This window comes from Vibrio sp. 5S239 (assembly GCF_041439575.1).
Classification (GTDB): domain Bacteria; phylum Pseudomonadota; class Gammaproteobacteria; order Enterobacterales; family Vibrionaceae; genus Vibrio; species Vibrio kanaloae.
In genome coordinates this window covers 1-14151 of record NZ_JBGOOM010000003.1, presented here as the reverse complement: position 1 = coordinate 14151, position 14151 = coordinate 1, and the positions used below count along the sequence as shown (strand labels likewise).

Annotated in this window: 11 protein-coding genes and 2 tRNA genes; 2 read left to right on the top strand and 11 right to left on the bottom strand. The window is 44.3% G+C overall.

Annotated features, from left to right (window positions below):
* Positions 1-14: 14 nt before the first annotated feature.
* The 3 genes from holA to leuS form a co-directional block, all read right to left on the bottom strand.
* Positions 15-1040 (bottom strand): DNA polymerase III subunit delta, encoded by a 1026-nt coding sequence (gene holA, locus ACED48_RS03625; RefSeq protein WP_017056788.1) that lies wholly within the window; start codon positions 1038-1040, stop codon positions 15-17.
* A gap of 9 nt (positions 1041-1049) precedes the next feature.
* Positions 1050-1706 carry an LPS assembly lipoprotein LptE gene (gene lptE / locus ACED48_RS03620; RefSeq protein WP_017056789.1) on the bottom strand — a complete coding sequence of 219 codons (657 nt, stop codon included), beginning with the start codon at positions 1704-1706 and terminating at the stop codon, positions 1050-1052.
* Between the two features lie 215 nt (positions 1707-1921).
* On the bottom strand, positions 1922-4498 hold the full coding sequence (gene leuS, locus ACED48_RS03615; RefSeq protein WP_017056790.1) for a leucine--tRNA ligase: 2577 nt from the start codon (positions 4496-4498) through the stop codon (positions 1922-1924).
* 266 nt (positions 4499-4764) lie between these two features.
* On the opposite strand from leuS, the gene ACED48_RS03610 reads away from it, so the two are divergent.
* Positions 4765-5235 (top strand): zinc ribbon-containing protein, encoded by a 471-nt coding sequence (locus ACED48_RS03610; RefSeq protein WP_017056791.1) that lies wholly within the window; start codon positions 4765-4767, stop codon positions 5233-5235.
* A gap of 79 nt (positions 5236-5314) precedes the next feature.
* Here ACED48_RS03610 and lnt read toward each other — a convergent pair whose 3' ends face one another.
* The 5 genes from lnt to miaB form a co-directional block, all read right to left on the bottom strand.
* Entirely contained in the window at positions 5315-6832 is a 1518-nt protein-coding gene (gene lnt, locus ACED48_RS03605; RefSeq protein ID WP_017056792.1) for an apolipoprotein N-acyltransferase, read from the bottom strand.
* A gap of 32 nt (positions 6833-6864) precedes the next feature.
* A complete protein-coding gene (gene corC / locus ACED48_RS03600; protein ID WP_017056793.1) occupies positions 6865-7755 on the bottom strand; it encodes a CNNM family magnesium/cobalt transport protein CorC in 891 nt (296 codons plus the stop codon).
* A gap of 120 nt (positions 7756-7875) precedes the next feature.
* Positions 7876-8337, bottom strand: coding sequence for an rRNA maturation RNase YbeY (gene ybeY, locus ACED48_RS03595; protein ID WP_017056794.1), 462 nt, complete (start codon positions 8335-8337; stop codon positions 7876-7878).
* The gene (locus ACED48_RS03590; protein ID WP_017056795.1) at positions 8338-9459 is read right to left on the bottom strand and encodes a PhoH family protein; all 1122 of its coding nucleotides are present in this window, start codon (positions 9457-9459) and stop codon (positions 8338-8340) included.
* Between the two features lie 163 nt (positions 9460-9622).
* Positions 9623-11047 carry a tRNA (N6-isopentenyl adenosine(37)-C2)-methylthiotransferase MiaB gene (gene miaB, locus ACED48_RS03585; protein ID WP_017056796.1) on the bottom strand — a complete coding sequence of 475 codons (1425 nt, stop codon included), beginning with the start codon at positions 11045-11047 and terminating at the stop codon, positions 9623-9625.
* A 308-nt stretch (positions 11048-11355) separates the two neighbouring features.
* On the opposite strand from miaB, the gene ACED48_RS03580 reads away from it, so the two are divergent.
* Complete coding sequence (locus ACED48_RS03580; RefSeq protein WP_017056797.1) at positions 11356-12531, top strand: 2-octaprenyl-3-methyl-6-methoxy-1,4-benzoquinol hydroxylase; 1176 nt, start codon at positions 11356-11358, stop codon at positions 12529-12531.
* 69 nt (positions 12532-12600) lie between these two features.
* Here ACED48_RS03580 and ACED48_RS03575 read toward each other — a convergent pair whose 3' ends face one another.
* The 3 genes from ACED48_RS03575 to ACED48_RS03565 form a co-directional block, all read right to left on the bottom strand.
* Complete coding sequence (locus ACED48_RS03575) at positions 12601-13647, bottom strand: lactonase family protein (RefSeq protein ID WP_017056798.1); 1047 nt, start codon at positions 13645-13647, stop codon at positions 12601-12603.
* Between the two features lie 156 nt (positions 13648-13803).
* Positions 13804-13888 (bottom strand) — tRNA-Leu (locus ACED48_RS03570).
* Between the two features lie 104 nt (positions 13889-13992).
* A tRNA-Met gene (locus ACED48_RS03565) sits at positions 13993-14069 on the bottom strand.
* Between the last annotated feature and the right edge of the window lie 82 nt (positions 14070-14151).

Below are 14151 nucleotides of genomic sequence, written 5' to 3'. Positions count from 1 at the left end.
AATATAACACGCTTTTATGCGTGAGATGGTATTGAAGCTGAAGGGATACAAAACTCTACGCTTAACTGATGAATTAGTGGCCAAGGCGATTGCTCATATTGGGTTTTTGTCATCAATTCAGCTTGAGTGAGCAGCGCGAACAGGGAGTGTAATTGAGAAATCGAAACTCTTGTTAGCGCGGCGTTATAAAGCGGCTTTTTAGATTGCCAGATGCGGTGTTTTTCGAAGATCTGACCAATCGGCATCTGTTTCATTTTTTGCTGCATTTGCAACAACAAAGAAAGTTCACGTTGTACGCTGCGCAGTAAAATGACTGGCTCAACACCTTCCGCTTCGAGTTGCCTTAAGATTCGTTGTGCGCGATTGCCTTTACCTGCCAGCAATGCATCACTCCAGTGGAAAGGAGTAAAGTGGTTGTGTCGACTCAGCGATTCTTCTAAGCGTACTAAAGTGAGTTTTCCATCTGGGTATTGCAGTGCCAGTTTTTCTAGGCTCTGAGTCAGTGCAAAAAGGTTCCCCTCGTGCCACTGAGCCAGCATTTGAATGGCTTCAGGATCTGGTAACAAGCCGATTTGACGACAACGAGCCTGAACAAATTGAGGCAATCGGCTGATATCAGGAGTTAAACAGCTGACCCAGTGGCCTTGATTAGAGAGCGCTTTAAACCACTTAGCATTATCTTGAGCTTTGGTTAGCTTAGTTCCAATTAAAATTAACAGAATATCGCTGTGAATATGCTCAGAGATGGCGAGCAGTTCTTTCGCTATTGCAGCATTCACACCTGATTCTGGCAGTTCCAGCTCGATGATTTGACGGCTAGAGAACAGGCTCAATGCCTGAGTGCAGTCATAGACTTGATTCCAGTCGAGGCTATTATCAATCACAAAACGGTGACGTTCTTCGAAGCCTTGCTCTTTGGCTGTCTTTTGAATCGCTTCTCGGCTTTCTTGCAGCAGCAAAGGCTCGTTACCAAAAATGAGGTAAACGTTGCTTAACTGCTTAGCAAGTTGCTCAGGTAAACGATCAGCAAAAATACGCATTAAATAAACCTATTGCTCGACAGTTACGCTGGGCTCAGCATCAGATGCTGTACTGGCGTCGATCTCAACGTCGTCAATTTCGATGTTCTTGATGTTGTACTGTTTCTCAAGCTCTTTCACTTGGACATTACCTAAGGCTTCTAGGTCCATACTACCTGCTGCAATAGTCGCTTTTAGGCGAGCCATTTGGCGAAGGATCTGACTGGTTGCAAGCTTACGCATCTCATCTTCAATCATTTCTCGCTCAACCGATTTTGCTAATGCTGTTAACGGGTTATCTAGGTAGCTACGGGTTACGCTCGTTGAGAACGTTTTTGAACCAATCTCAGGGATAGTTACGCGATAAGAAGCGCGGAATGTGAGTTCTTTTTCTGCCGCACGTGTATTTTGGTAAAGAGACAGAGTGCGCTCGCCAACACTCTCGCGAATAATGTGCAGGTTAGGAGTGTTCTGCGCAGGTGGCACAATTTCTACATCATTCATGCGTAACTGACTTTTCATCATACGTGTAAATGTACTGTATTGGTCGTAACTGGTCACAGAAATCTTGTTGAGTTCTTCTGGTACGGAGTAATCACCACGCAGGTGGAAGCCACACGCACTCAGTAGGCTAACGGTTAAAACAACAATAGTAACTTTCAATGAAGATAGTGAAATCAGGCGCATTATTTGATGGCTCTCATGAAGGTAGAATACTTATTTAAAGGCTTTAGTTCGTTTGAGTCATTAGGCTCAAGTCTAAAGCGCTTAAATAAGTAGACAGGGTAATTTGTCACCCTGTCTAGAGACTACTAAAAACGAAGTAAGTTCGTTACAACAGTTATATATGCAGACTAAAACTAGTTAGCCAGTTTTAGCCTGCAACTGTTAGTTTGCCAATATTAGTTAGCTACGATGTTTAGAAGCTTACCAGGTACGAAGATAACCTTACGGATAGTTAGGCCATCTAGGAACTTCTTAGCGTTCTCATCGTTTAGTCCAAGTTCACGAACTTGGTCTTCAGTCGCGTCAGCAGCAACAGTCAGTTTCGCACGTAGCTTACCGTTGATCATGACAACGATAGTTTTCTCGTCTTCCACTAGCGCTTTCTCATCGAAAGTTGGCCATGTTGCTGAGTCTACGTTTGATTCACCCAGCGCACCCCACATTTCGTAAGAGATGTGTGGAGTCATTGGATAAAGCATGCGAACGACAGCTTTTAGCGCTTCATCGAGGATAGCTCGATCTTGTACAGACTCTTGAGGTGCTTTCGCTAGCTTGTTCATCAGTTCCATGATCGCAGCGATTGCTGTGTTGAACGTTTGGCGACGGCCGATATCGTCCGTTACTTTCGCGATAGTCTTGTGGATATCACGACGAAGTGCTTTTTGGTCACCAGACAGAGCAGAAGCATCAACAGATTCAGCTGCACCCTTAGAAGAGTGAGCGTGAACCAGCTTCCAAACACGTTTAAGGAAGCGGTTTGCACCTTCTACGCCAGACTCTTGCCACTCAAGTGTCATATCAGCAGGAGAAGCAAACATCATGAATAGACGGACTGTGTCAGCGCCGTACTTGTCTACCATCTCTTGTGGGTCGATACCGTTGTTTTTCGACTTAGACATTTTGATCATGCCTGAGTGTTCAACGTCGCGGCCTTGGTTGTCGACAGCTTTTTCGATGCGACCTTTACCGTCACGATCGATAGTCACGTCAGTAGGAGCAATCCACTCTTTCGTGCCTTTCTCATTCGTGTGGAAGAACGCGTCAGCTAGAACCATACCTTGACATAGAAGTTGCTTGAACGGTTCATCAGACGTTACGTAACCTGCGTCACGTAGCAATTTATGGAAGAAGCGAGAGTAAAGCAGGTGCATACACGCGTGCTCAATACCACCAATGTATTGGTCCACTGGTAGCCAGTAGTTTGCTTTCTCTGGATCTAGGATATCGTCAGCTTGTGGTGAACAGTAACGAGCGTAGTACCAAGAAGACTCCATGAACGTATCGAATGTATCAGTTTCACGTAGCGCAGGTTCGCCGTTGAAGGTTGTTTCTGCCCAAGACTTGTCAGCCTTGATTGGGCTAGTCACACCATCCATTACCACGTCTTCCGGAAGAATAACGGGTAGCTGGTCTGCTGGTACTGGGTGAACTTCACCGTCTTCAGTGGTTACCATTGGGATTGGGGCACCCCAGTAACGCTGACGAGATACACCCCAGTCACGTAGACGGAAGTTTACTGTCTTCTTACCTTTGCCTTCAGCTTCAAGTTTCGCAGCGATTGCATCGAATGCTTCTTGGAAAGCAAGACCATCGAACTCACCAGAGTCGAACAGTACGCCTTTCTCTGTGTAAGCTGCCTCAGAAACGTCTAGCTCAGAACCATCTTCTGGCTTGATTACTGGGATAATGTCGATGCCGTACTTCGTTGCGAATTCGTAGTCACGTTGATCGTGAGCAGGAACCGCCATTACCGCACCTGTGCCGTAATCCATAAGAACGAAGTTTGCTACGTATACAGGAACAACACGACCGTTAAGAGGGTGGATAGCCGTTAAGCCAGTATCCATACCTTTCTTTTCCATAGTTGCGAGTTCAGCTTCAGCCACTTTAGTGTTACGACACTCTTCAACGAATGCAGCAAGCTCTGGGTTGTTTTGAGATGCTTTCTCTGCAAGAGGGTGACCTGCAGCAATACCCACGTAAGAAACACCCATTAGCGTGTCTGGACGAGTTGTGTAAACTTCCAGTGGCGCTTCTTCACCGTTAACAGCGAAAGATAGCTCAACACCTTCAGAGCGGCCGATCCAGTTGCGCTGCATGGTTTTAACCATTTCAGGCCAACCTTCAAGGTTGTCTAGGTCATCTAGTAGCTCTTGAGCGTACTCAGTGATCTTAATGAACCACTGTGGAATTTTCTTTTGCTCTACCGGCGTATCACAACGCCAGCAGCAACCGTCTTCTACTTGCTCGTTTGCCAGTACCGTTTGGTCGTTCGGACACCAGTTAACAGAAGAAGTCTTCTTGTAAACTAGGCCTTTTTCGTAAAGCTTAGTGAAGAACTCTTGTTCCCAACGGTAGTACTCAGGCGTACACGTTGCGAATTCACGGTTCCAGTCGTAACCAAAGCCTAAAAGCTTAAGTTGGTTTTTCATGTACTCAATGTTTTCGTAAGTCCATGGTGCAGGCGCTGTGTTGTTTTTTACAGCTGCGTTTTCTGCAGGTAGGCCGAATGCATCCCAACCGATTGGCTGCATTACATTTTTGCCTTGTAGACGTTGGAAACGAGATACCACATCACCGATGGTGTAGTTACGCACGTGACCCATGTGCAGTCGGCCACTTGGGTACGGGAACATAGACAGACAGTAGAATTTTTCTTTGTTTGGGTCTTCACTTACAACGAAAGTCTCGCTGTCATCCCAGTGTTGTTGAACCTTTTGTTCAATCTCTTGCGGGTTATATTGTTCTTGCATCGATGGTATCCGGTTATCTTGGAATTTGTGAGTTCGGTTAGAACAGAATCTTACAGATCGTCATAGAATACCTAAAGGAGCTTAGTACAACAATAGTTATACCCTTCATACTTGCAGTTGCACCATGGTTGATTGCGTAAATTCAACCGTATTACTTAAGACAGCTATGCTTAAGAGTATGAATTGCATTTGTTTGTGAGGGATTGCTTGCTTAGCTGTATACCAGTTACCTAAGATAAAGGTTTGTAATCTTAAGGAGGTTGTTTATGCCGAAGAAAAAAGCACTCTATGAAGAAGTCGTCGAAGAGGTAATTGAAACGCTGAAGCATAGCCCCGAAGAGTTCAACAATAAAATTGAAACGTCAGGTAAGTTTGCTAAAGCAGCCAATGATATGACCAAAGACGAGTTATCATTGATTTCAGCGTATGTTAAGTCGGACTTGAAAGAGTTTTCTGAAAGTTACGAAGAGAGTAAAAGCGGTCCATTTTATTTGATGATTGCAGACTCTATTTGGCAAGGTCTGTTAGATATCACTGATCGAACTAAAGTGGAGTGGGTTGAACTGTTCCAAGACCTGGAGCACCAAGGTCTATACCAAGCTGGTGAAGTTATTGGTTTAGGTACACTCGTATGTGATGAGTGTGGGAATCAAACGGAATATAACCACCCAACAACCATCATCCCTTGTATTAAGTGCGGTTCGACTGGATTTAGCCGAAAGGCATTGAAACCTTAGCTTTAGCTGCTGCCTCTTCTAAACTGCTTATATAATAAAGATGCAGGTTGATGCACTCACATCAACCTGCATCTTGTCTTTAGTCTTTTTGTCTTCTCACTAGCCAACCGACCACCAAGCTCAATAGAACCCAGATATACAATGGCCAAGTACCAAACACGCGATAGGGGGTTTGACCATCTGTTGAAACGAGTTCAGCTTTTAGTACTGCGGTTTCAAACTGAGGTATCTGTTTGATGATCTTACCTTTGTGATCTGTCACAGCCGTTACGCCATTGTTGGTAGAGCGAATAAGAGGCTTGCCGAGCTCTAGAGCACGCATTTGAGCGATTTCCATATGTTGCAGAGGCCCAATTGAACGACCAAACCACGCATCGTTAGAGAGCGTTAAGATAAAGTCTGTCTCATCGGTAACATTTCGCCTTACTTGTTCATTAAAGATTATTTCATAACACAGCGCAGGTGTAAGGTGACGACCATTTGCCACTATGTTTGGCTGGACGAAATCGCCGCGGCTGAACGATGACATTGGTAAGTTGAATAATGGTGCCAATGGACGAAGGATATCTTCAAACGGAACGAACTCACCAAATGGTAATAGGTGATGTTTATGGTAGCGTTCGTTTGGATCATAGCTATATTCTCCGTATGGGTTTACTCCTAGTGACAGAATACTGTTGTAGTACTTCTTATCTTCAGACTGATTTAGCACACCGGTGATGATTGAGCTGTTGTTCATCTTGGCTGCGCTGTCTAAGTTGCGTAAGAAAGAAGGGATCTCAACCTCAAATGCAGGGATCGCCGCTTCAGGCCAGATGATGATATCAGCTCCCCAGTTTTCTCTGCTCAGGTCGGTGTATTTCATCATAGTTGGCCAGCGATGACTGGGTAGCCATTTACTGTCTTGAGCGACGTTACCTTGGATTAATACGACTGACGTTGTTTTGTCTGGGTTCGGTGTCACCCAATCGATGTTTCGAATACCGAAACCTGCACTAAACACGATGGCAGGGATGATGCTGACACTCCATGCCTTGTTGATAACCGTATAGGCAAGTGCGGAGGCTGAAGTAATGATCGCTAGAGTGACCAGCTCTACACCGCCAATAGGTGCGAATGAGCCTAACGGAGAATCGATTTGGCTGTAGCCTAACCATAACCAAGGGAAACCAGTCATTACCCATCCACGCAGCCAATCACTGATTAACCACAATGCTGGCGCCGCGAGGAAATACCGACTGAGACTATTGGCAGGAAAAAACTTGTTTAGACTCCAAGTAAATAGACCCGAATAAACAGCTAGGTAGCCAACAAGCAATGCCATTAAAAACAGGTTGGCTGCCAGTGGCATTCCACCAAAGCCATCAATGCTGACATATACCCAACTGATACCTGTTGTAAATTGGCCTAAACCCCATGCATAACCAATCCAAAGCGCACTTTTAGGTGATCGGTTGTGGATCAGCAAAAGCAATAAGGCTGGGCTGAGAATAGCAAGAGACCATATCGAGTATGGTGCAAACGAAAAGGTTGTTATAGCGCCAACAAAAACGGCCGCAAGCGGCCGTAATAGGCGATGAATAAAGGTCTTAGTCATCTAATTTCTGTCATCTCTTTAGAGAGAGGTTGTTATTCTTCGGTAGTCGGAAGAGGTTGCTCATCAGGAACGGTTACCTGTAGCTGGATCACGCGACGATTATCCGCTGATGTTATTTTGAAATGGTAGTTGTCGATTTCTACTACTTCTCCACGAACAGGCAGGTGACCGAGGGCTGTCATCACCATACCACCCACAGTATCCACTTCATCATCACTGAAGGTTGTGTTAAACGTTTCGTTAAACTCTTCAATGGTAGTTAAAGCTTTAACCGAATAGGTATGCTTACTCAGCTTGCGAATATCTAGCTCTTCTTCATCGTCAAACTCGTCTTCTATTTCACCAACGATTTCTTCGAGGATATCTTCAATGGTGACTAGGCCTGAAACACCGCCAAACTCATCGACTACGATAGACATATGGTAACGCTCTTCTTGGAACTCCTTAAGTAGGCGATCAACTCGCTTACTTTCCGGAACGACCACTACAGGGCGAATCACTTGTTCGATATCAAATGGGGCACTGTCTGAACCTAGATACTTAAGTAGGTCCTTCGCTAATAGAATGCCTTCAACATGGTCTTTATCTTCACTGATCACTGGGTAGCGAGAGTGTTGAGCATCAGTAATAAGCGCAGTCAATGTATCTAAGTCATCGGTGCGTTCAACTGTAACCATTTGAGAGCGAGGCAGCATGATATCGCGTACTCGCATCTCTGAAATCTCCATAACACCTTCGAGCATGTCGCGAGTGTCGTGGTCAATTAGGTCATTAATTTCTGAGTCGCGGATAATATCTACGAGCTCTTGGCGGTCTTTCATTTCGCCTTGAAATAGTTGGCCTAGGCGTTCAAAGAAGGACTTTCTACTCGGACCTTCAGATTTTTTACTTCCCTCAGAAGTGGGGGGGTTACCTTCGTTCATGATTTCTCAAAAAATAACGCTACCAGAAGTGTGATAGCACACATTAAAACTCAGATTCCTGTGAAAACAACAGGTTCGATGAGTTCTTGTTTCTCTGCAATCTACTTTACTAGAATCAATTTACTTTTCTAGAATGTAAGGGTCTTCAAAGCCCATAGTTTGCATGATTTCTGTCTCGAGTGACTCCATCTCTTCAGCTTCATCATCTTCGATATGATCATAACCTAGCAGATGGAGGCTACCATGTACAACCATATGAGCCCAGTGTGCTAACAGAGGCTTATTTTGCTCTTCTGCTTCTTTCTCGACAACTTGGCGGCAGATAATAAGGTCGCCCAGTAGATCTAACTCGATCCCAGGAGGAGCCTCGAATGGAAAAGACAACACGTTAGTCGGTTTGTCTTTTCCACGGTATTCATGATTGAGCTGGTGGCTTTCTTCTGTATCTACGATACGAACTGTCAACTCGGCGTTCTCTTGAAACTGAGGAATTGTCTTGTCTAACCAAAGCTGAATATCTTGTTCGGTTGGGAGACCTTGCTCATTTTCGACCGCTAATTGCAAGTCTAGTTCAATAGACATCTATTTATCACCTTGCCCTGTAACCGCTGAACTATTTTGTGTTGCTAGTTGTGTCGTCGCTACTTGTTGAGCCTCAAGAAGTTTGGCTTCGCGCTCTTCACGTTTACGCTTTTCAAACTCTTTGCGTTCTTTCTGGTCTTTCGCTTCCCACTTCTCGTATGCGTTGACGATACGAGCAACCACTGGATGACGAACGACGTCCTCAGACATGAAGAAGTTAAAGCTAATGTCATCAACTTCACTGAGCACTTCGGTTGCATGACGTAAGCCTGATTTTGCACCACGAGGTAAATCGATTTGCGTTATATCACCCGTGATCACAGCGCGCGAGTTAAAACCGATACGGGTTAAGAACATTTTCATCTGTTCAACCGTGGTGTTTTGGCTCTCATCAAGAATGATAAACGCATCATTCAGTGTACGGCCACGCATGTAAGCCAGTGGCGCAACTTCAATCACGTTACGTTCAATCAACTTTTCAACACGTTCAAAGCCAAGCATTTCGAAGAGTGCATCGTAAAGTGGACGCAAATATGGATCGACTTTCTGGCTTAAATCACCAGGAAGGAAACCAAGTTTCTCACCGGCTTCAACAGCAGGGCGAGTCAGTAGAATACGGCGAACCTCTTGGCGTTCGAGTGCATCGACAGCTGCCGCAACGGCTAAATATGTTTTACCAGTTCCTGCTGGACCGATACCAAAAGTGATGTCATGAGTCACCATATTCATTAGATACTGTGCTTGGTTTGGCGTACGAGGTTTGATGACGCCTTTTTTAGTCTTAATGGTGACTTCTTTGCCGTAGTCAATTTCAGACTCGACGTGTTGTTCCAAAATACCAGACTCGGTGATCGCCAGGTGCACTTGCTCTGGTTCGATATCGATTATGTTGCCTTTAACTGGAGCCGTTTCAACATAGAGGTGTTTGATGATGTCTAAAGCTGCGGCTGTCGTGTGAGGCTTACCGACAATCGTGAAAAAATTGCTACGGTAATTAATCTCAACCCCCAGACGACGCTCAAGATGCTTGATGTTGTCGTCAAATGGTCCGCATAAGCTTGCCAAGCGCTTGTTATCTGCTGGCTCTAGATTTATCTCTAAGGTAACGATTTTATTGCTCAAATTAGCCTCTCATTTTGTGCCACTCACTCTTAAATACAAAAAGAGCAAAAAGCCCGATATAGACCGGGCTTCTGATGGTGATATTCCCTATTTCTAAGATGGTCACTTAGTTAGGTAATTTCAAGCTTTGTGTTTGTGCTTTGTGCTCAAACAGTTGTATTGCTTATGGCGTAAAGGTTGCTACGCCTAGCTCGTCTTCGCGTTTTGTTTTTTCCATCATTTCTGCTGGAGTCATAACAACGCGTAGACCCATGTCTTTTTCTGTTCGAACCAATTCGCCACGTAGTGAGTTGGTGTAAACCTCAGTGATCTTCACATCTACGAACTGGCCGATTAGGTCTGCAGAGCCTTCGAAGTTCACAACACGGCTGTTTTCTGTACGGCCACGCAGTTCCATTAGGTTCTTTCTTGATGGGCCTTCAACAAGGATACGTTGCTCGGTGCCTAGCATTAGACGAGAGAAGCGCATAGCTTGTGTGTTTACCGTTTGTTGCAGTTCGTACAGACGATCTTTCTTCTCTTGTGCTGGTACATCACATGGGTAATCTGCCGCTGGCGTACCTGGACGTGGAGAGAAAACAAAGCTGAAGCTCATATCGAAATCAACTTCTTTAATTAGCTTCATTGTATCTTGGAAGTCTTGCTTAGATTCACCAGGGAAACCAACAATAAAGTCAGAACTGATTTGAATATCAGGACGAGCTTTACGCAGTTTACGGATAATAGATTTGTACTCGATAGCCGTATGTGGACGCTTCATCATCGTAAGAATACGGTCACTACCACTTTGTACTGGTAGGTGAAGGAAGCTCACTAGTTCAGGGGTATCTTTGTAAACTTCAATGATGTCGTCACCAAACTCAAGCGGGTGGCTTGTTGTGAAACGAATACGATCGATACCATCGATAGAAGCAACAAGACGAAGCAGTTCTGCGAATGAACAGATATCACCTTCGTGTGTTGGACCACGGTATGCGTTTACGTTCTGACCAAGTAGGTTAACTTCACGTACGCCTTGCTCTGCCAGTTGTGCAACTTCGTAGAGTACATCATCCATTGGACGGCTAACTTCTTCACCACGAGTATATGGAACAACACAGTAAGTACAGTACTTAGAGCAACCTTCCATGATAGAAACGTAGGCTGTTGCGCCGTCTGCTTTAGGTTCCGGCAAGTTATCGAACTTTTCGATCTCAGGGAATGAGATATCCATTACTGGTTTTTCGTTAGACAGTGATGACTTAATCATCTCTGGCAGACGGTGTAGAGTTTGTGGGCCAAAGATAACGTCTACGTACGGTGCTCGTTGACGAATGTGGTCGCCTTCCTGAGTTGCTACACAGCCACCCACACCGATCACCACACCTTCTTTTTTATCTTTAAGCGTTTTCCAACGACCAAGCTGGTGGAATACTTTTTCTTGCGCTTTTTCGCGGATAGAACAAGTATTCAATAGTAGTACGTCTGCTTCCTCAGGTACTTCAGTTAGCTCATAGCCATTTGCAGCGTTAAGCAGGTCGGCCATTTTTGATGAATCGTATTCATTCATCTGACAGCCCCAAGTTTTAATTAGCAGTTTCTTACTCATTATATGTTCGCTCGATCGTTAGTTTAATTTAAGGGAGCAAATCGCCCATTATTCATCCGCCAGCATTGTTTGTCATAATTAGGTATTCAATTTTATGACTGGCTCTAGCGGCAAGCGGCGTATTGTACTGGTTTCAAAACCGACTGACTAGTAGTCTGAACAAATCTCTTATGTAGTGGTTTTTATTATTGTTAACGCCATATACCATAAGGGATAACCCTTTTTTCGAATAAGGTTTTTGGTTACAAGTTAGTTATGAAAAAGTACAATCAAAAACAGTCAAAGAATCAAACTGATAAGTACAAAATATGAACAGTTACGATATTGTGGTAGTCGGTGGCGGCATGGTTGGCGCCGCAACAGCGGTCGGCTTTGCAAAGCAAGGGCTGAGTGTTGCGGTGATCGAAGGTTTTGCCCCACAAGCTTTTGATGAGTCACAAGCGATGGACATTCGTGTGTCAGCGATTTCTCAAGCATCGGTCGATTTACTTGAAGATCTTGGTGCATGGCAAAGTATTGCAGCGATGCGAGTGTGTTCTTACAAGCGTTTAGAAACGTGGGAGCACCCAGAGTGTCGTACTCGATTTGATGCTGCTTCTCTCGATTTACCTCGTCTAGGCTATATCGTTGAGAATAGGCTCATTCAACTAGGGTTATGGTCTCAATTCGATGCCTACGACAATCTCGAACTGTTATGCCCAGAAAAGCTGGATGAGATTGAGTTTGGTGAAACCAATATCGTTAAGCTTCAATCAGGAGCTGAGTTATCAGCGAAGTGGTTGGTTGGTGCTGATGGCGCGAATTCAGCCGTTCGTCAGCAAGCTGGAATTGGCATTACAGCTTGGGATTACCGACAGCACTGCATGCTTATCAATGTCGAAACAGAACTTCCTCAGCAAGATATTACTTGGCAGCAATTCCTACCAAGTGGTCCTCGTTCATTTTTGCCTTTGTGTTCTCTAATCTCTGACGGTCAAGAAGTCGGGCAGGGCTCGTTAGTTTGGTATGACTCTCCACTGCGTATTAAGCAACTGTCAGCAATGACCCCTGAAAAACTACGTAACGAAGTGCTTACTCACTTTCCTAAAGAGTTAGGTGATATCAAAGTCTTGAATTCGGGTTCTTTTCCTCTGACACGACGTCATGCTCAATCATACTCGAAGAAAAACTGCATTTTAGTTGGGGATTCTGCACATACGATTAACCCTTTGGCAGGGCAGGGCGTAAATTTAGGCTTTAAAGATGTTGCCGCTCTATTGGATGTGACTAAAGAAAAACGTGAGCTGAATCATTCTGTAGTAAGGCGCTATGAGGTTATGAGAAGAGGCGACAACTTAATGATGCAGAGTGGCATGGATTTCTTCTACAAGACATTCAGCAACGACATTGGCCCTCTAAAGTTTGTACGTAATGCTGCACTAAAGCTAGCAGAAAACTCAGGGCCGATTAAAGCTCAAGTATTGAAATACGCGTTGGGCCTTTAAACGGTTACATAAGGTTATTTACATAGAGAAGGAGAGCTGATGCTCTCCTTTTTTGTATGGCGTTGGATGCTATAACTGCTGTGTAATACAAACAGGTGTATCGATCTCTAAAGAGTACCCTGTATAAACCAAAGACCCGTCCTCATTATCTCGCTTGAATGATGTGATGTTGTTGGAGTGCTGGTTTGCGGCGATAAGCCATTGTCCACAGTCAGTGATATGAAAGTCGCGAGGAAAGTTACCTTCAGTGCTATAGCTATCAATAAAAATTGGTATTTTAGTCATAGAATCTATTTTGAAGCTACTGATCCTTGATTGATATCGACCAGACACATATAGGAATTGCTCATCTGGCGATAACTTAATTGCAGCTGCGGCTTCTCCCTTCTCCATATTCGGAAGGGCATCTATTTCCTCCACAATGCTCCACACACCTAAAACTTTTTCCAACATGAGTATCGTTTCAGAGAGCTCACAGAGTACGTAGGCCTTATCTTCAGCCTTATTGAAGACCAAATGGCGAGGCCCATTACCTGCTGGCGCTTTAATGGCTTGCATTGGTTCGTCTAGAAACTCTTCCTGTTCTTCGTCAAAGCAATAGAAATTGATTTTATCAGCTCCTAGATCGACGGTGACAAGCTGTGGTGAGTTTTGTAAGAACAGGCACTGATGAGCATGAGGCCCAGTTTGTCGATCTTTGTTCGGCCCAGAACCGACCATTTTGATTGTTTTGAGTCGCTTATCGATATTGCCATTGATACTTAGACTAAAAATATCGAATGTGCCTGATGAGTACTGCGACGTAATAGCAAATTTATTGTTGGGAGCAATCGCGACATGGCAGGGGTGGCTGCCCGAGATAATTCCTGAATTGGTCGTTGTCTTTGAATATGTATTAGGAATATGAAATAGCTGGGGTTGTTTTTGCTGGTCGACTTCAGATGCGGTATAAATTCCAAGTTTTGTCGCTACGACAAAAGAGGGGTTATTACACTCGGCGACAAGCTTAAAAGGTAATAGTTTTCCTGTACCTAAGTCTAACTGAGTTTGATAAACACCTTGGCTTTTACTTGGTGTGTCCGTGTAGCAACCGATCGTTAAAGGGAGGATTTTCATTAGCAGTCAGACTCAGTTAGAAAATGGAGCTGACATTGTCTTATAAAAAGAACGAAAAAGTGAAGAGTGAGAGGGAAATATTTGGTGATTTGGTTAGCAGATTTTCATATTCCAGATAAAACAAAACCCAGCTAAAAAGCTGGGTTTTATAAATGATGGTGCGGTCGGAGAGACTTGAACTCTCACACCTCTCGGCGCCAGAACCTAAATCTGGTGCGTCTACCAATTCCGCCACGACCGCAGCAAAGCTTTCCTCTCAACTAAGCAAAGAGCCTAGCGAAGAGTGTAGTTATATCGACATTGGTGATTCAATATAACGTTGTATATTCTTTCTTGAAGAAAGAATGGTGGCTACTGCGGGATTTGAACCTGCGACCCCATCATTATGAGTGATGTGCTCTAACCAACTGAGCTAAGTAGCCATAATAAATCTAATAGATTCACTATTTAATAATGGTGCGGTCGGAGAGACTTGAACTCTCACACCTCTCGGCGCCAGAACCT